Origin of the sequence: Pseudonocardia sp. Ae150A_Ps1 (assembly GCF_001932315.1) — a bacterium.
In the GTDB taxonomy this organism is placed as follows: domain Bacteria; phylum Actinomycetota; class Actinomycetes; order Mycobacteriales; family Pseudonocardiaceae; genus Pseudonocardia.
In genome coordinates, this window is sequence record NZ_MCIJ01000001.1 from 1362854 (window position 1) to 1386332 (window position 23479).

Consider the following 23479-nt stretch of genomic DNA (forward strand, 5'->3'; position numbering starts at 1 on the left):
AGCCACGGATCGGTGGGCCGTGGATACGGACCCGCCGGCGCGTGAGCCTGGACGGGTACCGCCCGGAACCCCGAGGAGACACGCCATGCCGCGCACGCCCGACATCACCGTCCCCGACCTCCGCGGGCGGCGCGCCGTCGTCACCGGCGCGAGCGACGGGGTCGGCCTCGGCATCGCCACCCGGCTCGCCGCCGCCGGGGCCGAGGTGGTCATGCCCGTCCGCAACCCGCGCAAGGGCGAGGCCGCGGTCAGCGCCGTCCGCCGGCGGCACCCCGGCGCCGACGTGTCGCTGCGCGAGCTGGACCTGTCCTCGCTGGCGTCCGTGGCCGCGCTCGGCGAGACCCTGCGCGGCGAGGACCGGCCGATCCACCTGCTGGTGAACAACGCCGGCGTCATGACCCCGCCGGACCGGCAGACGACGGCCGACGGCTTCGAGCTGCAGCTCGGCACGAACCACCTCGGTCACGTCGCACTCGTCGGGCACCTGATGCCGCTGCTCCGCGCCGGACGGGCCAGGGTGACCTCGCAGGTCAGCATCGCGGCCGCCCGGGGCGCGATCCACTGGGACGACCCGAACTGGGAGCGCTCCTACGACGGCTCCCGCGCCTACGGCCACTCGAAGGTCGCCCTCGGGCTGTTCGGGCTCGAACTCGACCGGCGCAGCCGCACGGGTGGCTGGGGCATCACCAGCAACCTGTCCCACCCCGGGGTCGTGCCGACGAGCCTGCTCTCCACCCGGCCCGAGGTCGGGCGCGCCCGGGACACCCCGCAGGTGCACGTGATCCGGGCGCTGTCGCGGTGGGGGGTCCTGCTCGGGACGGTCGCGACGGCGCAGCTGCCCGCGCTGCTGGCCGCGACGTCCGCGGACGCGCAGGGCGGGCGGCTCTACGGGCCGACGGGGCTCGGGCACCTCGGCGGCGGCCCCGGGGAGCAGGACCTGTACCGGCCGCTGCGCAGCGAGGAGGACGCGGCGCGGATCTGGGACCTGTCGCAGGAGCTGACGGGCGTGAGCCTCACCGCGGCCTGACGGGCGTCCTGGATCGACTCGACATCCGCTCTGTATCTCTGATACACAGGAGTGGTCAGTCGATATAGGAGGAGACATGGCCACTCACACGCTGCAGGGCAAGAACGTGCTCGTCGCCGCGGGCGGCAAGAACCTCGGTGGCCTGGTCAGCCGGCAGGCCGCCGAGGCCGGGGCGAACGTGGCGATCCACTACAACTCGGAGTCGTCCCGTCCCGAGGCGGAGGACACGCTGAAGGCCGTCGAGGCCGCCGGGAGCCAGGGGGTCCTGCTGTCCGGGACCTGACCGTCCCGGCGAACGTCGAGCGGCTCTTCGCCGATGCGACCGGATCGCTCGGACCGATCGACGTCGCGGTCAACACCGTGGGCAAGGTGCTCCGCAAGCCGATCGTGGAGACCACCGAGGACGAGTACGATTCGATGTTCGACATCAACTCGAAGGCGGCCTACTTCTTCATCAAGGAAGCCGGCCGCAATCTCGCCGACAACGGCAAGATCGTCACCATCGTGACCGCGCTGCTGGCGGCGTTCACCGACGGCTACTCCACCTACGCCGGTGGCAAGTCCCCGGTCGAGCACTTCACGCGTGCCGCGGCCAAGGAGTTCGCCGAGCGCGGGATCTCGGTCAACAGCGTGGCCCCGGGCCCGATGGACACTCCGTTCTTCTACCCGCAGGAGACCCCGGAGCGGGTCGAGTTCCACCGGTCGATGGCCATGGGCAACCAGCTCACCCGGATCGAGGACATCGCGCCCATCGTGCGGTTCCTGGCGACCGAGGGCTGGTGGATCACCGGCCAGACGATCTTCGCCAACGGCGGCTACACCACCCGCTGAGCGGGTCGCGGCGCCGTCGCCGGTGCTGAGCGTCGTGGCCGGGCGCGTGTGCGAACCACACCGGGGCACGCACCCGGCCACGACGCCGCGGCAGTGACCCGACCCGGTCGACCTAAGGTGGAGCCGTGGGAGACGAACCCCCCGGCGGGACCAGGAACCGGCTGCTGCGCGCCGCTGCCGACCTGATCGCGGCGTCCCCGGGCGAGACCGTCCCGTTGCGTGCGATCTGTGACGCCGCCGGTGTCCGACTGCCCACGCTCTACCACTTCTTCGGGAGCAAGGAGGGGCTGCTCGACGCCGTCGTCGAGCACGGGTTCGAGCAGTACCTGTCCGCCAAGCAGGAGCACGAGTCCAGCGGCGACCCGATCCAGGACATCCGCGACGGCTGGGACGCCCACGTCGCGTTCGGCATCGCCAACCCCGGCTTCTACGCCCTGATGTACGGCCAGGTCACGCCGGGCAGGCGACCCGCGGCACAGGAACGGCCCACCACGATCCTCCTGGGTCTGACGCGGGAGGCGGCCGCCCGCGGCCGTCTCGCCGTCGAGCCGGACCGGGCCGCGGCCCACATCCTCGCGGCCAACATCGGCGTCACCCTGCAACAGATCATCACCGCCCGTCCCGACCCGGGGCTGTCGGCCGACATGCGCGAGGCCACCATCGCGGCCGTCACCGGCGGCAGCCGGCCCGCCCACCATCCGGCGGAGAAGCCCCACCTCGCCCGGGCGGCGGCGACCCTTCTCGCGCTGCCGGACGACAACACGGTCCTCGCCGCCCCCGAGACGGTGCTGCTCAAGAAGTGGCTGGCCGACATCGCACGCCTCCCCGGCCCGGCCCACCGACCAGGGACGTCGTCCACGCCCTGAGCCCGCAGGCGCCGTCGGCCTCAGCCGGGGCTCGGGCAGAGCTCGTGGGAGCTCCGGAAGGCGGCCCGGTAGGCCGTCGGGCTGACGCCGAGGAAGTGCCGGAACCGCCGCCGGAGCGTCGCCGCGGTGCCCATGCCGCAGCGTGTGGCGATCTCCTCCACGGAGGCGCCGGTACGTTCGAGGAGGTCCTGCGCACGGCGGATCCGCTGGTCGTGGAGCCAGGTCAGCGGGGCGACACCGAGCTCGGCCAGCATCCGCCGGGCGAGCTGCCGGCTGCTGAGCCGGGCCCGATCGGCAAGCCCCTGCACCGTGATCGGCTGGTCGAGACGGGTGCGCGCCCAGTCCAGCGCCGCAGCGAGCTCGTCGGTCACGACGGGATCGGCCGGCGCGACGATGAACTGCTGCTGGCCGCCGGGGCGGTGCGACGGGACGACGAGCGTGCGCGCCAGCCCATTCGCCGCGGCAGTGCCGTGGTCGAGGTGGACGAGGTGCAGGCAGAGGTCGAGTGCCGCGGTCTTGCCCGCCGACGTGAGGACCTGCCCGTCGTCGACGTAGAGGACGTTCGCCCGCACGTCGACACGAGGATGACGGTCCGCGAGCTCGGCGGCGTGCATCCAGTGCGTGGTCGCCGGGCGGCCGTCGAGCAGACCGGCCGCCGCGAGCACGAACGAGCCGGTGCACAGGGCGGCGATCCGCGCGCCCCGTTCGTACGCGGCCCGGAGGGCGGAGAGGAGCTCCGCGGCCGGCTCGCGGTCGAGAACGGACGTCGACGGGACGAGGACGGTGTCGACCCGGCTCAGCGCTGCGAAGTCCTGGACCTCGGCACCGGGGAACCAGCCGGGGGCGACCCCGTTCGGGGTGCAGACGACGACGTCGTACCACTCACCCGTCGCCGACAGCTCGGACCTGTCGACCCCGAAGACCTCCGACGCGATCGCCGTCTCGTAGAGCATCGAGTCCTGGTGGAGGGCGAGCCCCAGGGTGTGCATGTCCGAAAGTGTACGTACGTCGTCGGATCAGACACTCGAACGAACCCCTCGGCGCTGGTGAGGTGGACGCATGGAGAGCAGAGTTCTGGTCTACGGGGCGTACGGCCACACGGGACGGTTCGTGGTCGCGGAACTGGTGCGGCGCGGCCTGGTGCCCGTCCTGTCCGGACGGAGCACGACGGCCCTGGACGACCTCGGGGCGCAGGTCCCGGGGTCGGAGGTACGGCCGGCGTCGGTCGACGATCCGGCCGCGCTGGACGCCGCAGTACGAGGGGTCTCGGCGGTCGTGAACGTCGCCGGCCCGTTCCTCGACACGGCCCGCCCGCTGGCGGACGCCGCCGTTCAAGCGGGAGCGCACTATCTGGACGTCGCGGCCGAGCAGGCTGCGGTGCAGGGCCTGTACGACGCGTACGGAGCTCCCGGTGCCGCGCCGGACGTGGCGGTGGTGCCGGCGATGTCCTTCTACGGCGGGCTGGCCGACCTGCTCGCCACGGCCGCGACGACGGGATGGGACACGATCGACGCGGTGACCGTCGGCATCGGCCTCGACCGGTGGTGGCCGACGAGGGGCACGCGGATCACCGGCGAGCGCAACACGGCCACACGGCTCGTCGTCGACGGCGGGCAGCTGGTCCCCGCACCCGCTCCGGCCACCGAACGGGAATGGGCGTTCCCGGCCCCGCTCGGGACGCAGACCGTGGTCGGTGTGCCGTTCAGCGAGATCGTCACGATGGCACGCCACCTGCCCGCGACCCGGATCGAGAACTACCTGGCCTCGGTCGCCCTCGGGGACGTCCGTGATCCGGCGACCTCGGCGCCGCAGGCCGTCGACGATCACGGGCGCTCGGCGCAGGTGTTCGTGGTCGACGTCGTCGTCCGGCGCGGCAGGGAGGAGCGCCGCATCGCGGCGACCGGCCGGGACATCTACGCGGTCACCGCGCCGCTCGTCGTCGAGGCGGTCGTGCGACTTCTGGACGGCCGGACGCAGGAGCGGGGTGTCCTGGCGCCCGGCAAGGCATTCGACGCGCAGGACTTCCTCGGCTCCCTGAGCGCGGAGTGGCTGACGATCGACGCCCCCTGACGACGAACGATCCCCCGCCGCAGCGCGCTGCGGGGTGACCGCTGCTCACCGCTGCTCAGTGGTGGACCTGTCCGCCGACGGGACAGCAGGAGTGTGCCTGTCGCCCCACTGATCAGAGCATCGCCATGATCACGAAGAACGCGAAGATGTCGATCACGCCGAGGACCATTGCCCCGACCGCGTCGTTCTTGCCGCGCTGCCCCGGCAGGAGCTGGTTGTATGCGGTGAGACCGAGCGCGAAAGCGATCGGGCCGAGGACGATGCCGAACACCAGCAAGCCGAGCCCGCCGCAGGCGATGGCCCAGCCGGCGAGCTTGCGGGCGGACTCGGAACGCGCGGCGGCCTGGTGCTGCTGCCAGGCCTGGTACTGCTGCCACTGGGCCAGCTCGTAGGGGTTCGGCTGCGGGGAGTTCGGAGTAGTCATGCACGTCCATCCGGCGCAACCGGGCGATCGTTAGTCGCCGGCGGGCCGGATCGACAGAAGTGACGATCGGCGAGAAGTCACTCGTAGGAAGCCCGACTCCCTCACACTCTGTCGGGCTCATGCCCGCGTCGTTGCGCACGTGCAGACCGGATCCTTCAGCTCTCCACCGGCGTCCACGAGGAGTGACCGATGACCGAGGACGGCAGTCCACTGCTGGCAGGCTGGGCAACCGCCATCGGACGTCCGGAGGTGGCCGACCGAGCGACGAACGATCTGACGATGATGCTGTTGCTGGTCGAGCGGAGCACATCTCCTCCGCCTCCGGACGACGTCCTTGACGAGTGGCTGCGAGTCATCGCCTCCGAGCGATACACGGTCGCCATGTCCGACCTTCACTTTCTCCGCGCGGCCAGGCGGGTCGGCTGGTCCGCGGAGCGCCTTCGCGACGCGCTGGCGGCTTCCCCGTCCGTGACGATCGACGAGCTCGAAGACCAGCTCGAGCAGAAGGTGGCGAATCTCCATCCGTCGCGGAACAGTCAGCAATGAGTCGAGACCAGCCGACCACCGTCTCCGGCGTAGATCGAAAGCACTCTCCGCCGACTTCATCGCCATGCAAGGTGCCAACTCCCCGGTTCACCCTAGAGAGCCACCAAGCCGCAATACTTGAGCAAACGCAACCATGCCGTGCATTCCGCATCCCAATCCGATAATTCCGCGACACCGCGGTCGGTGACGATTCTGAAATTCTGCACTCTTGCCAGACCTGCCGAGGTCAGATTGACGGCAACATACCGACCGGACAGTCCTCCCCAGTCGACACCCACTCGGCCAGGCTCGATGACTCGCGGATACTCGACGACGAGTCGCTCGAAGTCTCTCACAGAGCTTATCTGGAATACTTCTTCATCGGACGCAAGATCGAAGGCGAATAGCGCATAGTTTCTCCGCAGCTCGGGAAACTCGCTGAGTTCGCTCTGTTCCCATGCACTGGCACCGTCAGGAAGTCGCGAAGAAGTCCACAATACGCCGTCCGGCTTTCCGGAATCGCCGATCCCTCGAGCATTCGTCACCCGCACGGGCGATAGCGTCTGACTCGACGTGTACACGGTCTGTGGTGACCCAATTTCCTCGCCCGCATGCCATCCAGCCGCAAGAGTCGCATCCAAGCACTGAGTCCTATCTTCGAGAATCTCATCGCCGCGCTCATGAAACGAAGGCGTGGAATGCTTGTGCGCAGCCGCGAAGACGATGTCCCAGTAGAGCTCGACACCTGCCGCATCGATGTCGTCGAGGTTCCTGTCCTCATAAGAATGCGCAAGCTGTAGGAGAACAGGACCCCACACAGTAGTCACGACCACATCATTGCACGCCATCGACGGCGCCGGTCATCAACTCTTCCGATAGCGCCCAGCACAATGTGGGCAAACCGGGCCTTACAGGGGGCCAGAACCATTACGCCGTGACACATCAGCCAGGACAGGCGTATCCCGGTGCCTCACACCGGTGAACGGACAGCATCTCGTCTCTCCTGCGACGCAGGGCTGTCGTCGATGACGGACCACCACGGGAGGGGCCTTGCGGGGTAAATCCCACTCGCGTCCCACCTGCGTCCCGCCAACTATCGCTAGCGCCCCGGAGGCTGATCGAGTCGTTCTGCCTCGCAACTGATCTGGTCAGGTGCTTCATCCTGCAAAGCCGGACGGCGACGGCTAACGGCGCCGGTCTGCAGCACGATCACCGGTACGACATCCCCACAGTGAACGGAGCCCACCGTGAGCAGGCGTGCAGCCGAGGAACTACGTGTGGCGAACGAGCTGCATCGTCGCGCCGAGGTACAGCGTCGGGCGATGATGACACCGCAGCAGCGCGCGGAGGCCGACTACGTGCTCGAGGTGGAGCGCGCACGCAAGGAGGGCGAGTCAGCGGCGAACCAGCGGGCGGCTTCGATCATCGGGGTCGGCTTCGTCGTGGCGTGCATCCTCATCAACGTGTGGTGGGTCTTGTTCTTCCCAGTCTTCGCAGCCTCGATCTGTCTGGGGGTCATTGCCTACCGGACACGAATGGGCGCCGTGAACCTCGAGTTGTCGAACATGGTCGTCCCCTGGGACAAGAGTCCTGAGTGAACCGTGCGGGCCTGGACGAACGGCGCGGGAACCATCTGCCCGCCCTGACGCAGCCCACGGGCCAGGGCTACTCCACTGCCCTCACTCTCTCGGGATGGCGGCCGTCCACTCCGATTCCGACCAGGTTCGGGAGAACCGGTCGCTCAGCCAGGCGTTCCTCTCGTCGATCGCGAGTCGCGCAACGCTCGTGGGGTGCCCTGTGAAGCCGTGAGGCGACTCCGGATAGATGCGAAGATCGACGTCGTTGCCGGCCGCAGAGAGCCGACCGGCCATTGCGATGTTGTCTTCCAGCAGGACGTCCGCACCGCCGACGACCAGCAGGGTAGGCGGAAGCCCCCGGAGATCACCGAAGATCGGCGAGATGTCCGGGACGGTCCTGTCGGGCACGTGGCCGGCGTACGCCTCGATGAAGTACTCGTCGGCGATCAGGCGCCCGGCAGGTGTCTGCGCGCTCATGTCGTAGGTACCGAACTGGAGAGCGGCCCCGGCGAATCCGTCGACGACCCCTCGGTCCCGGAGCCGTAGAAGGGTCGCCAGAGCCAGCGGCGCCCCCGCGGAGCTCCCGCCGATCGCCAGGCGAGATGTACCGAAGCGACCTGGTGCTTCGTCCAGGAGCCAGAGTGCGGCGGTCGTGCAGTCGTCGGGAGCGGCGGGCCACGGGTGCTCCGGGGCCAGCCTGTACTCGACGCTGACGACGGTCAGATCCAGCGTGTCGGCGAGTCGACGGTTGCGAGGATCGTCGTGGGCGGCGGAGCCCATGTAGAAGCCGCCCCCGTGGATGTCCAGGTAGACGCCGCGGGACTCGCCCGAGACGGGCGAGAAGATCCTCACCCCGACGCACGTTCCCTCCACCTCGACGAGCTCGTCGACCGGCGGTGGATCGACGGGCACCGGGGACGGCCTCCCCGCCCGGACGTGGTGCAGCTGCTCCGCCAAGCCTGGCCCTCTGCCGGACGGCCGCTCGCTGTAGAAGGCACGCGACTCCTCGATCAGTGTCACAGGCAACTCGACCGACAGACCGTCCAGCGCGAATCGCATACGCACCCCTCTGCTTCGCCTGACCTGATCAGCGTCCGACCGACGCTAGCGAGGTCGCGGCAGCGGGTGCCTGCGGACCGCGTGCGGCAGGCCGTGCCGAGTGGATCGCGGTGCAGAGACCAGCGGGTTCAGTCGATGACCCGGGACAGAGTGCGCATGTCGTCCACGACGACCACTGCGTCGGCGTCGGCCAGTCCGTCGCCGCGTTGAGGATGCGTGGCGTAGCCGATGCAGGGCACGCCGGCAGCGGTTCCGGCGATGACGTCGGTGATGGAGTCTCCGACGAACACGGACTCGGACCCACCGGTCCGAGTGACGTCGAGTGCGGCCCGGAGCAGGTACGGGTCGGGTTTCATCTGCTCCGGGTGTCCGAACGGGCGCCCGATGATGTGCGCGACATGCTCGGTGAGGCCGTGGCGGGCGAGATGGATCCGGATGGCTCGCTCGGAGTTGTTGCTGACGATCAGCACGGGCCTGGTGGCCGATGCGACGCGAATGAGGTCGTGCGCCCCCGGGGTGGGCGCGGCGCCGGTGGCGGCCCGCGCTTCGTGATCGATGACGTGTGCCTCGACGTCACGTCCGGCTTCGGCGGAGTGGCGGTAGGCGGCGCGCAGCAGCATGAGCGGATCGTCGGTGCGGGTACCGGAGAGGTCGATGTCGTGATGGGTAGCGAACCGACGTATGTCTGCGGCGACGTCGGGGGCCGGGCGGCCGGCGAACAGGTGGGCGACGGGTCCGTCGAAGTCGAGCAGGAGCACGCGAGCGCCGCGGAGCAGGTCGGCGAGCTGTTCCGCGGTCCCGGCGGTGAGGGTCACTGAAGGTACTCGCGAGTGATCGAGTGCCACACGGAGTCGAACCAGGTGCGAGCCTGGGCAACGTACTGAGGCCCGTTGCTGGTCTCGGCACCGTCACCGGTGGAGAAGTGGAACAAGGTAGTGTCTTTGCCCATCGGATCGAAGATCGGCACCGGGTTCTTGTCGATAGTGACGGTGTGCTCGAGTACGGGGTAGAAGCCGAAGAACGCTTCTTCGTCGTTGATCAGGTAGAGCTTGAACAACGGTGATGCGCTGTGCGCGCGAACCTCCGCGGACGCGGTCTGGACCAACCCGAGGTCGGCAAGTTCCTGGACGCCATCGCTGATGCTCTCCACAGCTCGACGAGTGATCCGGTCAGCGCGCTTGCGCACGGCGGGGTCATCGACGGCGGTGTCCGCCCGACATGGCAACGCAAGCGGAACGCCAGCATCAGACAGCATGATCCGGATCGCGATGGACTCCGGCGTGAACCGCCCGGCCCGGACCTTGTCCAGAACCTCGGACAGCGTGCCTGCAAGTGTCTCGCCAGAGAACCCGGCGAAGTCGATACGGACGTGCGGCCGCTCGAACGCGGCCTCGATGTGTGGGCGCAACCCGACCGGCAGCTCGGTCTGGGCACGCACGAACACCCCGCTGCCCTGGCGGCTGATGAGCAGACGCTCGGCGTACAACGGCCGCAAGGCGGCCTTGACCGTCTCACGAGCGACTCCGTAGCGCTCTGCCAGATCGGGCTGCGAGGGCAACTTCTGCCCAGCCGTGAGCTTGCCGAGCTTGATCGCGGCGCGAATTTGGTTGGCGATCTGCTGCGATGGAGTGCGCGGATCGTCCGGGTCCAGGTGCGCGAGGAAGTCGGCGGCTGCAGCCATGCCTCCACCGTATCGAGTGGCTGACTAGCCCAGCCAGTCAGATTGCTCGAGCAGACTTGACATGGCTAGCCAGACCGACCACCTTAAGATGACTAGCCAAGCTGGTCAGGAAGAACAGGGCAGCGATGAAGAATCTCCCGGTGGTGCTCGACGACTACAAGCTGACGGTCGTGGAACCGCCCGCGCCAAAGACACGTCGGGACGGCGACAGAACAGAGGTACCGGAAACCGAGCCTGACGGGACACCCCAGTTCATGGTTTCGCTCTTTGCGAAGCTCACAGTCCGGACAGACCAGCGGGCACCGAAGGGCGAGGAAATCACGGTGACCCTGACCTCGGACCCGGGGGACGGCTTCCCGGAGGACACGCGAGTTCGATTGATCGCCCCGAAGGTCACCCTGCACTCGGTTGACGCACCTGACGGACGCACGAAACCAACTCTCGAATTCACGGCGACGGGACTCGAACTCGCCCACTTGGCTCCGGCACAGACACGACAAGGGCAACCAAGGCGCGCTCTAGCCGACGCATAGAAGACTAGAGGCCAAAAATTGACCGGGTCGACCGTCGAACGTAGCTGTCGTCCTACTTTTCAGATCTGACCCGTTCGAGGAAACAATTCCAAACCGGGGATACTTGTGCCTTCTACTTCCGGAAGTGATCTGCGACCGGACGTACCCGATACCGGGTCGACAAATATTGCGGGCCGTCGTGGCGACATCGCTCCACCGCGATGGAGCACGACGACCCACCTGACGCATGCCGGCCAGTCGCTGGATCGCCCTCGTGCGGTCCCGCTCGACCGAAGGTGGCCCTACAAGCCCGTCTCGTGCCCTCCGAAGCTGCGCGTGAAGACACTAACCGTCGACAATGGGATGTTCGTGTGCCCACTGTGCGAGCTGAGGACGACATGAGCCCATCGTGGAACACCGCACGGCCTGCGCTGCTGGACCTGACTTGCGTCAACGACGGTCGGACCCATGCCATCACTTCGATTGAATTCGAGCACGGTTTGACAGCAGGAACTGGTCGGTACCGCGCCGCTTGCGGGACCGAAGTGGTAGCCGCGTCGCTCGGCTCGCGACCCGGCCCCCCCTTGTCCAGGCTGCGCCGAACACCATCGGAAACTAGAAACAGTCCGGCCGTCATCCCGACTGGCCACTTGGTCCGCACGCTTCAGTCGCCGCACATGAGTCTCAGCTCCAGAACTCTGCAAAGCCGCAAACAGGGGATAGTTGATCGGCGATTCTTGACCCGGAAAACTGGCCTCCAGCTTGAGTCAATAAGCTGGGCTCACCTTAGAGCTATCATCGCATCAGGATGGCTCATCCGTGGATTCCGGTCAGGCGCTGCCGCTGCAAATGGCAGTTGTCACGCAGTTGGCCGCTCTCCCCGAAGGCGCGCCATGCGGCTGGCCTCGTTGGTCGATAGCTGTCGTCGTTGGGCTTCACTGGCCTGGCTGGGTGGCACCTACCGAGGTCTGTGCCGCCGCTCTCGCCCCGCTACTCCACTGCGGCGGTGACGACGCTGGTCAGCGTCAGGCCCGCCGATCCGCGGACGACGGGTTGGGCCTGGGCGTTCACTACGGTGGTCCCGTCGCGCCGGGAAGCGTATACACCCCCGGTGTAGCGGACAGTCCGATAGCGGCCACGTTCACGGGACAGCTCTGTCGCGTTGCCAGTCCCACCGGTGTCCATGAGCGTCTTGAGCTGACGGGCGCCAGCCTGGGTGGGCATCTCGACCCAGGCGATCGGAAGGAGCGCAATGTCACCGTTGCGATCTCGTATCTCGAACTGCGCTCGCCGCAAGGACGAGCACGGATGCGTCCGAAAGAATTCGCGTACCTGACCGTAGGAGTGAGCAGCACAATCAGAGGCGTCATCAGTGATCCGACCAGAAACGCGGAATCCGGCGCCGGTCAACCGGGCCTGCACACTGTCGATGTTCCGTGAGGCTGACTGCGAACCGCTCCGCGTCCCCGAGTTTGACGATGATGCGCCACCAGAGGACAGCGCGCTTCCCCCTGCTGCACCACCAGCACCAACTGCGACGGCGATGGCGATCGCGATGACCAGTCCCCCGCCCGCGTTCCCCTTGTCGCTTCCGCCGCCCGCCCCGCCGATTCGTCTACCGGCCAACGTCGGCCCCAGGTGTGATCACGATCAGACGATCGCAAGGCCACGGCCATGTGTTACGTCGGCCCCTGCAGACAACTACTCCGTAAGCCGAACAATCGAGCATCGCCTCTCGTAACGCTGACCATGTGCTCCAAAGAGCTTGACGAAGTCTTGGAGAACTACCCGTCAAAATCCGTGGTCGCCCGCGCGATGACGGCGGCGCGAGCCTCGATCGAGGCCGCGATCGACCGGACCACGCGGCGACTCGAACGAGCGCGGCTCAGCTGATCCGAGGCGCGGGGCCGCCCCGTAGGGCGTCGTCGATCCGCCGGCGCATGGACGGGTGGATGGTCAGGTCGGCGATGTCGGCAGGATCGACCCACTTCGCCGCCTTCGTCTCGGTGCCGTCCTCGCGCAGCGTGCCGCCGGTGGGCCGGGCGTGGAAGCACACGGAGAACTCCTGGCGGACCTCCCCGTCGTCGTAGGCCATGACGTGGCGAGGGTCGGTGTAGATGCCGACGAGCCCGGTGATCTCGACGGTCAAGCCGGTCTCCTCGGCAACCTCGCGGACGGCGGCCTCGGAGATCGACTCCCCCAGATCCATGCCGCCGCCCGGAAGAGCCCACTTGTCGTTGTCGACCTTGTGGATCATGAGCAGGTGCCCACGATCGTCCCGCACAGCGGCGGTCGTGGACGGGACGACGCTGTTCGCCTGCGGGGCGTCAGGGTCCTGGAAGTAGTCGATACGGCCCATCGGGCGAGCATGGCGCACGGTCACCTCGCACGAGGCCGGCTCACTCCCGGACCTCCTCGAACGAGTGCATGAGGTGCTCTCGCACCAGCCCGCCGGGGACGCAGCGCAGGTGCATGACCGCGCGCCGGGGGGGCGCTGCGCCGACCCTCCTCGGCGTCTCAGCGCCCGTGGTAGTTGTCGGCGAGACCGCGCAGTCCGGCGGGCAGGTCGAGCGGGTCGGTCCGCACGTGCAGCACGGCCAGGCTGTCCGGTGCACAGGACACCGCGGCCAGGGCCTCGTCCAGCTCGCCGGGCGTCGCCGGCTCGGCCGTCACCATCGGCACACCGGGCGCGAACGCACGGGCGAGCGCACACCAGTCCCACGGGGCGACGTCGTTGTAGACCGCCGACGGGCTCTGCAGGGCGCGTTCGATCGTGTAGCCGGAGTTGTCGACGACGATCACGACCGGCGGCTGCGGCAGCCGCGCGAGCGTGCTGAGCTCCTGCACCGTCATCTGGGCGGCGGGCAGCGCGTAGCCGATCGACGACCACACCGGCTGCGCGACGACGTCGGTGCCTGCCGGCAGCGTGATCCCGGCCGCGCCCCAGAACGTGGTGCCGATGTCGGTGACCAGCCGGTGCCCGTGCGGGAACCAGCTCTCCAGGTTCGCCCACAGCGTCGCCTGGTCGAGCTCCGGACCGGCCTCGGGCCCGTCCGGAGCGGTGTCGGGCAGGTCGCGGCGCAGCGCAGCGCCGTCGACCAGTTCGGTCAGCACGTCCAGCGCGGTCGCGAACGGCACGCCGTCGATCCGCGACCCGGCCACCGTCGCACTGTGCAGTCCCAGGTGGATGGTGTGGGCGGGATCGTCGCGGTGCGAGAACATCCCGGTCACGGCGTCGGCCATCAGCGTCCCGGCCTCGATCACGACGTCCGCGGTGTCGACGGCGAGGATCGCCCGCTTGGCACCGATCGTTCCGCAGTAGACCCCCGCGAAGTGCGGCGAGCCGGGGTCGACGGCGCCACGGGCGGAGACCAGGGTGACGACCGGGGAGGCGGCCGCGTCGACCAGCCGGGCGAACCGGTCGACGGCGCCGGAGCGTTCCACGAGGTGGCCGGCCACCAGGACGGCGCTGCGGGCCCCGCCGAGCAGGTCGGCGGCGGCGGACCGGAACCGGCCGACCGCGTGCTCGTCCGCCGCGGTGATCGGGAGCGGGCCCACCGGTGCGGGAACCAGTGCAGTGGCGACGTCGACCGGCACGGCCAGGTAGACCGGACGCAGCTCGCGGACCGCGGTGGCCAGGACGTCGTCGATCCGCGCCGCGGCGTCCCGGGCGGTCAGGACGGCACCGGCGGCGGTGACCTCGGCGTAGGCGCGGGCGAAACGGCCGAAGTCGCCGTCGCCGAGCGTGTGGTGCAGCAGCCGTCCCGCGGCGGCGGACGTCGTGGGCGGAGCGCCGGTGATCTGGACCAGCGGCACGTTCTCGGCGTAGGCGCCCGCGACCGCGTCGATCGCGCTGAGCTCGCCGACACCGAACGTCGTGACCATCGCGGCCATGCCCCGGGTACGGGCGTAGCCGTCCGCGGCGTATCCCGCGCCCAGCTCGTTCGGGGACCCGACCCACTCCTGGCGTCCCTCGGCGAGCATGTGATCGAGCAGGGTGAGGCTGAAGTCGCCGGGGACACCGAACAGGTGCTCGACACCCAGCTCGCCCAGCCGGCGGGCGAGGTACTGCGCAACGGTCACGGTCTGCATGACCCCAGCTGACGACGATGCATCGATCTGCGCAATACTCGACCGATCGATTGCGCAGGATGCGTCATCCTACGGCGAGGCATGAACAGGAGATGGTCATCGTGCGCCCTCTGGACGGGACCGACGCCCGGATCCTCCTGGCGCTCGACGACGACCCCGGCGCGACCGTCGTGGCCCTCGCCGAGCGCCTGGGCCTGGCCCGCAACACGGTCCACGCACGGCTGCGCAGGCTCGAGGCCGACGGTGCCCTCGCCCCGCCGAGCGTGCGCGTCCGGCCCGCGCACGCCGGGCTCCCGGTGCTCGCGTTCCTGACGCTGGCGATCAGCCAGGGGGACGCCGCCGCGACGATCGCCGAGATCGCCGCGGTGCCCGAGGTGTGCGAGATGCACGCGATCACCGGGGACGGCGACCTGCACGTCCGCGTCGTCGCCGCGGACAACGCCGACCTGCACCGGATCACCGGCAGGCTGCTCGGCTGCACCGGGGTCGTGCGCTCCAGCACGGTGATCTCGATGGTGGAGGTGGTCCCGCTGCGGACGGCGCCGACGCTGTCCGGGATCGCCGACCGCTAGAGACCGGCCCGGTACTCCTCGAGCAACGCCGTCAGGCGGGCGACCATGAAGTCGTAGTACCCGGCCATGTCGCGCAGCCTGCGGCGTTGCGTGTCCGGCAGCGCGGCCCCGTTCGCCTCGGTCCGGTGGGCGAGGTCGCGCAGGTCCCGGGTCTGCCGGAGCTGGTGTTCCAGGCAGCCGACCCAGGCGTCCGCACGCCACTCGTAGACGAAGTGCCGCGCACCCGGCGCCTTCACCCGCTGCACGACGCCGTTGGTGATCAGCAGGCGGGTGATCTCCGACATCGACCCCGCGCTGGCACCGACGTCGGCCTGGAGCTGCTGGGCGGTCATCGCCCCCTCGGCGAGCATCAGCACCCCGGCCGTGCGTCCGGCCATCGGCGGCCAGCCCATGGTCCGACCGAGGACCGACGCGAAGTCGTCGATCAGGACCTCCGCGTCCGCCGAACGGGTGCCCGAGGCGACCATACCGACCTCATTTCGATCAGCTCTGAATTTTCGCTATTGACTGAGAGTTCAGGAAACGCTGATAGTACCGGCCATCGGCGGCCCCGTCCGGGATGCTGCCCCGTCCGGCGGAGGTTCGTCCGTGACCAGGAACGGCTGGGACGTCATCGTGGTGGGGGCCGGTTCGTCCGGCGCCGTCCTCGCGAGCCGCCTCTCCGAGCAGGGACGACGCGTCCTGCTCCTCGAGGCCGGCCCCGACTTCCGCTCGGCGGAGATGGCGGAGGTCTGGCGCTCCCCGAACCCGGTGCGCGCACTGATCGACCCGGCGGCGAGCGCGCCGCTGGTGTGGCCGGGCCTGCTGGCGACCCGGACCGACAAGCAGGAGCCCGCTCTCTACTGGCGGGGCCGCGGCACCGGCGGCAGCTCCTCGATCAACGGGCAGATCGCCATCCGGCCGCCGATGGAGGACTTCACGGATTGGGTCCGGCAGGGGTGCACCGGCTGGTCCCCGGACGACGTGCTGCCCTACTTCGCCCGGTCCGAGGACGACGAGCAGTTCGGCGACGAGCCGTACCACGGCCTCGGTGGGCCGACCCCGATCCACCGGATGGCCCGCGCGGACTGGGGGTCGGTCGACACCGCGCTGCACGCGGCCGCGCTGGCGGCGGGCCACTCCCCGGCCGAGGACGTCAACGCGCCGGGCGCGAGCGGTGTCTCGCCCTACCCGATCAACTCCCGGCACGGTCGCCGCGTCACCGTCAACGACGGCTACCTGGAGCCGGTGCGCGGGTCCGGTGCCCTCACCGGCCGCGGCGACGCCCTCGTCGACCGCGTGCTGATCGAGAACGGCCGCGCGCGGGGTGTCCGGTACCTCGCCGACGGCGTCCCCGTCGAGGAGCGGGCGGATCTCGTCGTACTGAGCGCCGGCGCGGTGCACTCCCCCGCGGTGCTGATGCGCTCCGGCGTCGGCCCGGCCGGTGCGCTACGCGGACTCGGGATCGACGTCGTCGCCGACCTCCCGGTCGGCGCCGGACTACAGGACCACCCGATGGTCGGGGTCGCCATCCCGCTGAACGAGGCCTCGGCGATCCGCACCGCCGACGACCGGCACACCAACGTCTGCGTGCGCTACACGAGCGACGCGCCGGACGCGCTGCCGCTGGACATGATGTTCGTGTCGCTCAACCAGAACGTCCTGTCGATGGAGAGCGCCGACGTGCGGTTCGGTGCGGGCGGTTTCGGGGTCTGGGTCAACCAGGCCCACTCCCGCGGCTCGGTCACCCTGACCTCGGCGGACCCCACCGCCCATCCCGAGGTCCGGGAGGCGATGCTCTCCGACGAGCGCGACCTCTCCCGGTTGCGCTCCGGGTTGCGCGCACTGGTCACGATGGCCCGCGGCGACGACGTCGCCGCCATCTCGGACGGACCGGTCGACCGGGTGAACGGCCGGCTGCTCTCGATCCTGGACGACGACGCGCAGCTCGACGACCACCTCCTGGCCACGGCCGCCGACGCCCAGCACGCCACCAGCACCTGCCGGATGGGCGACCCGGCGAGCGGGGACACCGTCGTCGACCCGGGCTGCCGGGTGCTCGGCGTCGACGGGCTGCACGTCGTCGACGCCTCGATCTTCCCGTCCGTCCCGCGGGCGAACACGAACCTCGCCGCGATCATGGCCGGCGAGCTGATGGCCGACCGGCTCGGCCGCTCGTGACCGCCCCCGTCCACGAGCTCCACCCGCGTCCTGCGCCACCCGCTGGGCGTCGCCGCGGTGATCACGCCGTGGAACTTCCCGGTGCTCAACGTGCTGATCGCGATCGGACCGCTGCTGGCGGCGGGCAACACGGTCGTCCTCAAGCCGTCCGAGCGCTCCCCCCTGTCCAGCACGCCTGGTCGAGCTGCTCGACCTGCCCGACGGCGTGCTCGGCCTGGTGCACGGCGACGTCCGCGCGGGCGGCCCGCTCGCCGGGCACCCGGGGGTCGGACTGGTCCGGTTCACCGGCTCGGTCGCGGCCGGGCGCGCCGTCGGCGCGAGCTCCGGGCACAGCCTGCACCGGTCCGTGCTGGAGCTCGGCGGCAAGGACCCGGTGATCGTCGACGCCGGCGTCGACCCGGTCGCGACCGCGCAGGCCGTCGCGTTCGGGGCGTTCGTCAACACCGGACAGATCTGCACGTCGATGGAACGCATTTACGTGCACCGCGACGTCGCGACGGCGTTCGTGACCGCACTCTGCGAGGCCGCGGCCGGCTACACCACCGGCGACGGCCGCGACGAGAAGACGGTGCTCGGCCCGCTCGTCGACCGGCGTCAGCGGGAGATCGTGCACCGTCACGTCACCGACGCCGTCGACCGCGGGGCGACGGTGCTCGTCGGCGGGGCCGTCCCGCCCGGGCCGGGCAGCTTCTACCCCGCCACGGTGCTCACCGGCGTCGACGAGTCGATGCTCGTCATGACTGAGGAGACGTTCGGGCCGGTCGCGCCGGTCCGGATCGTCGACTCCTGGGAGGAGGGCATCGCACGGGCCGGCGACTCGCCGTTCGGCCTGGCGTGCACCGTCTACACCTCGGATCCCGCCCACATCGCGTCGGCGGTGTCCGTGCCGGCCGCGGTGACCTGGGTGAACCAGTGGCAGGGCGGCGGACCGGGCCGGGTCTACGAGCCGTCCGGGGACAGCGGGATGGGCGCGACCGGATCCCACGCCGCCTTCGACGCCGCGACCCGCCCGGCGACGGTGCACGTGGCCGCGCCGTGAGCGCGCCGCCGACCGCCCCGACCGGCTGCGGCGCGACGTCGAGGGGCGGATCCGGGCGGCCGGCACCGACCTGGTGGCGCTGTCACACCGGATCCACGCGCACCCCGAACTGGCGTTCTCCGAGATCCGCGCCAGCACGTGGGTGGCCGAAGCGCTGGCCGGGGCAGGCTTCGCCGTCGAGCACGGGTGCCACGGCCTGCCGACCGCAGTGCGCGCGACGATCGGGACGGGCCCGGTGCACGTCGGGATCTGCGCGGAGTACGACGCGCTGCCCGGCATCGGGCACGCCTGCGGGCACAACGTCATCGCCGCCGCGGCCGTCGGCGCAGGGCTCGGGCTGGCGCGGGTCGCCGACGACCTCGGGCTGACGGTGACCGTTCTCGGCACACTCGCCGAGGAGGGCGGCGGCGGCAAGGCGCTGATGCTGGAGCGCGGGGCCTTCGACGGCCTCGACGCCGCCATGATGGTGCACCCCGCAGCCGTCGAGATGGCGGCGATGCCCGGCTCGGCGGTCTCCGTGTTCGACGTGACCTACCGGGGCGTCCCCGCGCACGCGGGTGCCTATCCGGAGCGCGGGATCAACGCCGCGGACGCGATGACCGTCGCCCAGGTCGCGATCGGGCTGCTCCGCCAGCAGACCACCGGCACCGACCGGATCCAGGGCGTGGTCACCGAGGCCGGGAACGCCGCCAACGTGATCCCCGACCTCGGCCGCGGCCGGTGGATCGTCCGGACCGGGACCGTCGACGAGCTGGGACCGCTGACCCGGCGGGTGCAACGCTGCTTCGAAGCCGGCGCCCTGGCCACCGGCTGCGATCTCGAACTCGGCCCGGCCTGCCCCGACTACGCTGACCTGCGCCCCGACCCCGGGCTGCTGGCCCGCTACCGGGCCAACGCCGAAGCGCTCGGCCGCACGTTCCCGGAGCTGCCCGTGGGAGGCGTCGTGGGGGCGGCCACCGACATGGGCAACGTCTCGCACGTCGTCCCGACGATCCACCCGATGCTCGGGCTGGACTGCGCCCCCGCGGTGAACCATCAGCCCGAGTTCACCGCGGCAGCCATCAGCCCGGCGGCCGACCGTGCGGTCCTCGACGGCGCGATCGCGATGGCCTGGACCGCCGCCGACCTGGCCGCCGGGAGGCCTGGGGCATGACGGCCGGTGGAACCGGTGCGCGCGGGACCCGCCCCATCGGTGGTCCGGTCGGTGATCGACAACGCCGCTGCTCTGAGCGATCTGTTACTGGAGGAACAGCGATTGTCAGCAGTTCGACCAGCATCATCCCCGAGAACGGCGAAACCCCTGTTCACTCCCCGCTCTACGAGCCTGTGACCGGCCTCTCTGCACACGTCGCACCGACTCTCGACGCTCCGTGCCCGGAGAGCGACGAGCTCTTTCACGGTCCCGGATCGGTACCGCGTCGTGCGTTCGTCGACAACGTTCGAAGGCTGGCAGCCTCCGACGCCTGGACTACCTGGTGGCAGCACCGCACGGCACGTCCGCTTCGCTGCGCGCGCGGACCTCTGATGTGGCTCAGCCTATCGTTCCGGACCGTGCCGCTCCCACAAGTGTTGCGTCGGACTCGGTGTCGCGCGGCTAGCGTGTGAAGTTTCGGAAAACAGCATCGAACCGTCGTTTCGCCGGGTAGTGGCCTACTCGGAGCACATTCTCCCGTTGAGCGATTTCAACCCGCTACAAGTACCGAGGATTGCGCGGAAACGTCGGAGTCGGCAATTGCTCGAAACGCGGTCGCAGACAGAGATCGAAAGCCCGACCGTCAGGCCACCCCAGGACCCCGGCAGCACCCCAAGCGATCCCGAGCTCTCAACGCCTAGCCACCTGAACCAAGATCGACAAGAGGGAGATGGACAGTAGCCATCTGTCGGTTCCCGATTCAAGCTGTGGCGCCACGCGCAGGTACGACCCTTCGACACTCGACATACCACACCGACTGCCGATGATTCTGTGGGATTAATAAAGCCGACCGGCGGGCACAATTCGAGCTCAGGTCCATCGTCGCCCGGCCTTGCCCGAACGATCACGGGAGTTACAATCAAGTACCCTCGCTAAGCGCGGTAAGCTTCTTCTCGAGTGCTTCTTTGAGATACTCGTCGGTGACTTCCTTCGCTAACGGACGGAAGCACGGGCAATTATCGACAAGATCCACACCTAGCGACGCACATAGGAATACCCCGTAAATGCGTAGCGCATGCCACGACCAGATATTCGTACAACGATTTGGAGGCGAACGAGATGGGTTCGCCGTCGGCGTCGGACACGATGTTGCCGCCGCGGCCCGCGTACCCGCCCAGGTCGGCGCTCTCGAAGATCGATGCGGGGTATCGACGAGCGTCCTCGGGGCGCCCCTCGTCCACGAGCTCGTACTTGAGCCCATTCAGCAGAAGCCGCTCGGTCGCGGCCAGTAGTGCTTTGGTCGCCTGGTCGATGTAGACCTGCGGGTTCTTTCGGAACTCCCCCAGCGTCTGGGACTCCGTCAGTGCCTCGGCAAGGGTCCGACGAGTGAGCTGTGTGCGGTCGGCGAGGACGGACAGGATGTCGGGCAGGTCCTCGCTGTCCGCGTAGGTGACGTCGACTCGCTCGCTGCGCACCGCGCTGCTGCGCAGCCCGCTCTGGTCGATCTGCTCGACGACGGTGGTGTCCCACGTACCGCGCCGCTCGGGAACCGGGGCCATGCCACGGAGTTCGGTGATGATCTCCTGACGAAGCCGGGCCTCGTCGATGTCGACGCGAAACTCCGTACGGTGCCGGAGGCGCTCCCACAGCGCGTGGAACTCGGGGCTATTCAGGCGTTCCTGTACGACTTCGACGCGGATGTGTTGGCGGGCATCCTTGATGTCGATGGGCCTGGCGATTCGCTTGATGAGATCCAGGGCGATGTCCCGGGCTATCGCGGAATCTAGGACGGTGGCGATCAAGGACTCCACCGCAGCGAGATTCTCCTTCACCGCCTGTCTCAGACTGTCCTCGACCTTCGCTACGCCCTTCTTCGTCGGCTTGACGTAGCCCTCCTTGGTCAGGGCGTTGAAGAGGGCACGGGCGGACTCGTCGCCGATAGCCACCGGCGGCGCGTCCTCGGACGGCCGGTAGGTGAGGCGGGCGAAGCCATCGATGGTGATGGTGCCGAACTCCATGCCGAGGTCCTCGGCGAGCTCGCGCTGGAGCTGTTCGGCGAACTCCTCGTACGACTCGTTCGCGACGACCGTCAGCCGGTTCACGTCGAAGCCGGGCACACGGTCGCCCTCGCCGTCGACACAGATGCGCAGGCCACGGCCGAGGCTCTGCCGACGCCAGCGCTCGGTGCCCATGGTGCGCAGGACGCAGATCTGGAAGACGTTCGGGTTGTCCCAGCCCTCCTGGAGCGCGGAGTGGGTGAAGACGAACCGGATGCGCGTTCCCGGGGTGGTGAGTCCGACCTTGTCCTTCATGATCTGGTGGTAGGCGAGCCCGGCCTGCTGGCGACCCTTGTCGTTGGTCTCGGAGGTGTCGACCAGCCGCTCGACACCCTTCTTCGTGCGGTCGATGGAGAAGTAGCCCTGGTGCGCGCCAGCAGCGACGACGTCTGCGGGGTCCGGACCGAACAGGCTGCGGAACTCGGGGAGCCCCGCGATCCTCGCGTACTCCTCCTCGAACATCCGCGCGTACTCGCCGGGCTGCGCCTCGCCGTTCTCGTCGTACTCGCGGTACTTCGCCACCGAGTCCACGAACAGCAGGCTCAGCACCTTGATCGCCTTGCCCGCCAGCGCGAACTCCTGCTCCTTGCGGAGGTGCTGCCGGATGGTCTGGGCGATCATCTGGCGGGCGCGTTCCTCGACGCTGATCTCCGCGCCGACGGCCTCGCCCTCCTTCAGCTCGATGAGGTCGCCGAAGCGGACGGTGCCGTCGGCGGCGCTGATCGAGTCGAGTGTCAGGTGTCGGTAGCGGGCGCGGCCGGTGATGTCCTCTAGGTTGGCGTTCAGCGCGACGTCGGCGGCCTTGCGCTTGATCTGGTTGCCGGTCTCGACGTCCAACTCGAGGCGCGCCTTGAGCACTGGGCCGCGACGCTTCACCTCGAGAAGGCGCACGTATGGCTCTGCCCCGCTGGCCTCCGTGACCAGCGAGTCGACCTCGATCTGCTTGACGAGCTGCTGCTCGTAGGCCGCGATGGCGTCGAGACGGTAGACGAGATTGGCCTTGTCGAACTTGGGGTGTGTAGCGGAGTAGCGCAGCACAGCGGTCGCCGCCATGCCCTTTGCCAGCGACTTCTTGCCCTCGCTGCTGGTGTCCGCCTTGGGGTCGCCCTCGATGGCGACGCGGCCGGCGCCCTTCTTCTTCCGGGCAAGGTTGCCGTCGTCTCCGTAGACGCTCTGGGGTTCGTCGACGATGACGACGGGGCGCGTGGCCCGGATGAGGTCCATCGGGACCTCGAAGCCCAGGTCCTCGACCTGCTGGTGCACTCTGTTCGTCGCCTTGTTGACGGCGGCGGCGGTGGTGATCATCAGCTCGATGCCCGACGACGTGGCGAAGGAGCGCACCCGGGAGAGGTTGCCGCCGTCGAGGCGGAAGAACGAGATGCGCTGGCCGCCGTAGAGAGACTCGAAGTGCTCGCGGAGCAGACTGATCGACATCGCGACGCCTTCGCTGATCGCGACCGAGGGCACCACGGCGATGAACTTGGTGAAGCCGTACTGCTTGTGCAGCTCGTGGATGGTGCGCAGGTAAACATAGGTCTTCCCGGTACCGGTCTCCATCTCGACGCTGAAGTTCATCGTCGTCAGGTCGTCCGCGTGTGTGATTCCGGAGCGGTCCTGTACGTCGTGCAGGTTCTTCAGCAGGAGCTCACGACTCAGCCTCAGCCGGTTGCCGACGCCCTCGGTCTCCGAGCTCACGGCGGCCTCCGCGAAGCCAAGCGCCTCCTGGTTAGAGGCTGCCTTGCGGGCCTGGACGGTGAACTGGCCGGTGAGCGAGTCCTGTCCGCGGAAGAGGTCCGTGACCGCGGCGATCGCGGCCTGCTGGTAGTCGAGGTTCGCCTCGAAGGTGAACTTCACG

The 23479-nt window shown here is 69.2% G+C and carries 20 protein-coding genes and 1 pseudogene; 11 read left to right on the plus strand and 10 right to left on the minus strand.

Features of this window, described 5'->3' with window-relative positions; all coding sequences use genetic code 11:
• The first annotated feature begins 85 nt into the window (after nucleotides 1-85).
• The 4 genes from Ae150APs1_RS05920 to Ae150APs1_RS05930 all read left to right on the plus strand — a co-directional run bounded on the left by Ae150APs1_RS05920 (nucleotide 86) and on the right by Ae150APs1_RS05930 (nucleotide 2724).
• Nucleotides 86-1027 (plus strand): SDR family oxidoreductase, encoded by a 942-nt coding sequence (locus tag Ae150APs1_RS05920; protein WP_075296312.1) that lies wholly within the window; start codon nucleotides 86-88, stop codon nucleotides 1025-1027.
• Between the two features lie 76 nt (nucleotides 1028-1103).
• Nucleotides 1104-1310 (plus strand): hypothetical protein, encoded by a 207-nt coding sequence (locus tag Ae150APs1_RS33340; protein WP_249266610.1) that lies wholly within the window; start codon nucleotides 1104-1106, stop codon nucleotides 1308-1310.
• A complete protein-coding gene (locus tag Ae150APs1_RS05925; protein WP_249266537.1) occupies nucleotides 1307-1858 on the plus strand; it encodes an SDR family oxidoreductase in 552 nt (183 codons plus the stop codon). The genes Ae150APs1_RS33340 and Ae150APs1_RS05925 overlap by 4 nt, the downstream gene beginning before the upstream one ends.
• 125 nt (nucleotides 1859-1983) lie before the next feature.
• On the plus strand, nucleotides 1984-2724 hold the full coding sequence (locus tag Ae150APs1_RS05930; RefSeq protein WP_075296314.1) for a TetR/AcrR family transcriptional regulator: 741 nt from the start codon (nucleotides 1984-1986) through the stop codon (nucleotides 2722-2724).
• Nucleotides 2725-2744: 20 nt separating this feature from the next.
• On the opposite strand, the gene Ae150APs1_RS05935 is transcribed toward Ae150APs1_RS05930, so the two are convergent.
• On the minus strand, nucleotides 2745-3713 hold the full coding sequence (locus tag Ae150APs1_RS05935) for a helix-turn-helix domain-containing protein (protein WP_075296316.1): 969 nt from the start codon (nucleotides 3711-3713) through the stop codon (nucleotides 2745-2747).
• Between the two features lie 70 nt (nucleotides 3714-3783).
• Here Ae150APs1_RS05935 and Ae150APs1_RS05940 point away from each other — a divergent pair, with 70 nt between their 5' ends.
• Nucleotides 3784-4794: a saccharopine dehydrogenase NADP-binding domain-containing protein gene (locus tag Ae150APs1_RS05940; protein ID WP_075296318.1), complete on the plus strand. Its 1011-nt coding sequence runs from the start codon at nucleotides 3784-3786 to the stop codon at nucleotides 4792-4794.
• Nucleotides 4795-4906: 112 nt separating this feature from the next.
• Here the strand turns inward: Ae150APs1_RS05940 and Ae150APs1_RS05945 are convergent, their stop codons facing one another.
• Nucleotides 4907-5218, minus strand: coding sequence for a hypothetical protein (locus tag Ae150APs1_RS05945; RefSeq protein ID WP_075296320.1), 312 nt, complete (start codon nucleotides 5216-5218; stop codon nucleotides 4907-4909).
• 189 nt (nucleotides 5219-5407) lie between these two features.
• On the opposite strand from Ae150APs1_RS05945, the gene Ae150APs1_RS05950 reads away from it, so the two are divergent.
• Complete coding sequence (locus Ae150APs1_RS05950) at nucleotides 5408-5764, plus strand: hypothetical protein (protein ID WP_075296322.1); 357 nt, start codon at nucleotides 5408-5410, stop codon at nucleotides 5762-5764.
• A 92-nt stretch (nucleotides 5765-5856) separates the two neighbouring features.
• On the opposite strand, the gene Ae150APs1_RS30975 is transcribed toward Ae150APs1_RS05950, so the two are convergent.
• On the minus strand, nucleotides 5857-6570 hold the full coding sequence (locus Ae150APs1_RS30975; protein ID WP_139316809.1) for a hypothetical protein: 714 nt from the start codon (nucleotides 6568-6570) through the stop codon (nucleotides 5857-5859).
• 450 nt (nucleotides 6571-7020) lie between these two features.
• Here Ae150APs1_RS30975 and Ae150APs1_RS05955 point away from each other — a divergent pair, with 450 nt between their 5' ends.
• Nucleotides 7021-7341 (plus strand): hypothetical protein, encoded by a 321-nt coding sequence (locus Ae150APs1_RS05955; protein WP_075332810.1) that lies wholly within the window; start codon nucleotides 7021-7023, stop codon nucleotides 7339-7341.
• Between the two features lie 81 nt (nucleotides 7342-7422).
• Here the strand turns inward: Ae150APs1_RS05955 and Ae150APs1_RS05960 are convergent, their stop codons facing one another.
• From Ae150APs1_RS05960 to Ae150APs1_RS05990, 5 genes are all read right to left on the minus strand, one after another.
• On the minus strand, nucleotides 7423-8379 hold the full coding sequence (locus Ae150APs1_RS05960; protein ID WP_075296326.1) for an alpha/beta hydrolase fold domain-containing protein: 957 nt from the start codon (nucleotides 8377-8379) through the stop codon (nucleotides 7423-7425).
• A 128-nt stretch (nucleotides 8380-8507) separates the two neighbouring features.
• Nucleotides 8508-9137 (minus strand): HAD family hydrolase, encoded by a 630-nt coding sequence (locus tag Ae150APs1_RS05965; protein WP_170918046.1) that lies wholly within the window; start codon nucleotides 9135-9137, stop codon nucleotides 8508-8510.
• 53 nt (nucleotides 9138-9190) lie between these two features.
• On the minus strand, nucleotides 9191-10060 hold the full coding sequence (locus Ae150APs1_RS05970) for a winged helix-turn-helix domain-containing protein (RefSeq protein WP_075296328.1): 870 nt from the start codon (nucleotides 10058-10060) through the stop codon (nucleotides 9191-9193).
• Between the two features lie 2397 nt (nucleotides 10061-12457).
• Nucleotides 12458-12931, minus strand: a complete 474-nt coding sequence (locus Ae150APs1_RS05985; protein ID WP_075296332.1) for an NUDIX domain-containing protein — start codon at nucleotides 12929-12931, stop codon at nucleotides 12458-12460.
• A 158-nt stretch (nucleotides 12932-13089) separates the two neighbouring features.
• On the minus strand, nucleotides 13090-14664 hold the full coding sequence (locus Ae150APs1_RS05990) for a thiamine pyrophosphate-binding protein (RefSeq protein WP_075296334.1): 1575 nt from the start codon (nucleotides 14662-14664) through the stop codon (nucleotides 13090-13092).
• Nucleotides 14665-14756: 92 nt separating this feature from the next.
• Here Ae150APs1_RS05990 and Ae150APs1_RS05995 point away from each other — a divergent pair, with 92 nt between their 5' ends.
• A complete protein-coding gene (locus Ae150APs1_RS05995) occupies nucleotides 14757-15236 on the plus strand; it encodes an Lrp/AsnC family transcriptional regulator (protein ID WP_075296336.1) in 480 nt (159 codons plus the stop codon).
• Here the strand turns inward: Ae150APs1_RS05995 and Ae150APs1_RS06000 are convergent.
• Nucleotides 15233-15703, minus strand: a complete 471-nt coding sequence (locus tag Ae150APs1_RS06000) for a hypothetical protein (RefSeq protein WP_010241019.1) — start codon at nucleotides 15701-15703, stop codon at nucleotides 15233-15235. The genes Ae150APs1_RS05995 and Ae150APs1_RS06000 overlap by 4 nt on opposite strands.
• Before the next feature lie 121 nt (nucleotides 15704-15824).
• Here Ae150APs1_RS06000 and Ae150APs1_RS06005 point away from each other — a divergent pair, with 121 nt between their 5' ends.
• The 3 genes and pseudogenes from Ae150APs1_RS06005 to Ae150APs1_RS06015 all read left to right on the plus strand — a co-directional run bounded on the left by Ae150APs1_RS06005 (nucleotide 15825) and on the right by Ae150APs1_RS06015 (nucleotide 19588).
• Nucleotides 15825-17396, plus strand: a complete 1572-nt coding sequence (locus tag Ae150APs1_RS06005) for a GMC oxidoreductase (protein WP_075296338.1) — start codon at nucleotides 15825-15827, stop codon at nucleotides 17394-17396.
• Between the two features lie 57 nt (nucleotides 17397-17453).
• Nucleotides 17454-18435 (plus strand): annotated as a pseudogene (locus Ae150APs1_RS06010) (aldehyde dehydrogenase family protein).
• 73 nt (nucleotides 18436-18508) lie between these two features.
• A complete protein-coding gene (locus Ae150APs1_RS06015; RefSeq protein WP_249266232.1) occupies nucleotides 18509-19588 on the plus strand; it encodes a M20 family metallopeptidase in 1080 nt (359 codons plus the stop codon).
• 995 nt (nucleotides 19589-20583) lie between these two features.
• On the opposite strand, the gene Ae150APs1_RS06020 is transcribed toward Ae150APs1_RS06015, so the two are convergent.
• Nucleotides 20584-23478: a DEAD/DEAH box helicase family protein gene (locus Ae150APs1_RS06020; RefSeq protein ID WP_075296342.1), complete on the minus strand. Its 2895-nt coding sequence runs from the start codon at nucleotides 23476-23478 to the stop codon at nucleotides 20584-20586.
• Nucleotide 23479 lies beyond the last annotated feature (1 nt).

Bases quoted from the DNA above. Each gene is read 5' to 3' on its own strand.
- Ae150APs1_RS05950 (WP_075296322.1), top strand. From the start codon at position 5,408: ATGACCGAGGACGGCAGTCCACTGCTGGCAGGCTGGGCAACCGCCATC.
- Ae150APs1_RS05960 (WP_075296326.1), bottom strand. From the start codon at position 8,379: ATGCGATTCGCGCTGGACGGTCTGTCGGTCGAGTTGCCTGTGACACTG.
- Ae150APs1_RS05935 (WP_075296316.1), bottom strand. From the start codon at position 3,713: ATGCACACCCTGGGGCTCGCCCTCCACCAGGACTCGATGCTCTACGAG.
- Ae150APs1_RS05970 (WP_075296328.1), bottom strand. From the start codon at position 10,060: ATGGCTGCAGCCGCCGACTTCCTCGCGCACCTGGACCCGGACGATCCG.
- Ae150APs1_RS05940 (WP_075296318.1), top strand. From the start codon at position 3,784: ATGGAGAGCAGAGTTCTGGTCTACGGGGCGTACGGCCACACGGGACGG.
- Ae150APs1_RS33340 (WP_249266610.1), top strand. From the start codon at position 1,104: ATGGCCACTCACACGCTGCAGGGCAAGAACGTGCTCGTCGCCGCGGGC.
- Ae150APs1_RS05945 (WP_075296320.1), bottom strand. From the start codon at position 5,218: ATGACTACTCCGAACTCCCCGCAGCCGAACCCCTACGAGCTGGCCCAG.
- Ae150APs1_RS05920 (WP_075296312.1), top strand. From the start codon at position 86: ATGCCGCGCACGCCCGACATCACCGTCCCCGACCTCCGCGGGCGGCGC.
- Ae150APs1_RS05990 (WP_075296334.1), bottom strand. From the start codon at position 14,664: ATGCAGACCGTGACCGTTGCGCAGTACCTCGCCCGCCGGCTGGGCGAG.
- Ae150APs1_RS06000 (WP_010241019.1), bottom strand. From the start codon at position 15,703: ATGGTCGCCTCGGGCACCCGTTCGGCGGACGCGGAGGTCCTGATCGAC.
- Ae150APs1_RS05995 (WP_075296336.1), top strand. From the start codon at position 14,757: ATGGTCATCGTGCGCCCTCTGGACGGGACCGACGCCCGGATCCTCCTG.
- Ae150APs1_RS05985 (WP_075296332.1), bottom strand. From the start codon at position 12,931: ATGGGCCGTATCGACTACTTCCAGGACCCTGACGCCCCGCAGGCGAAC.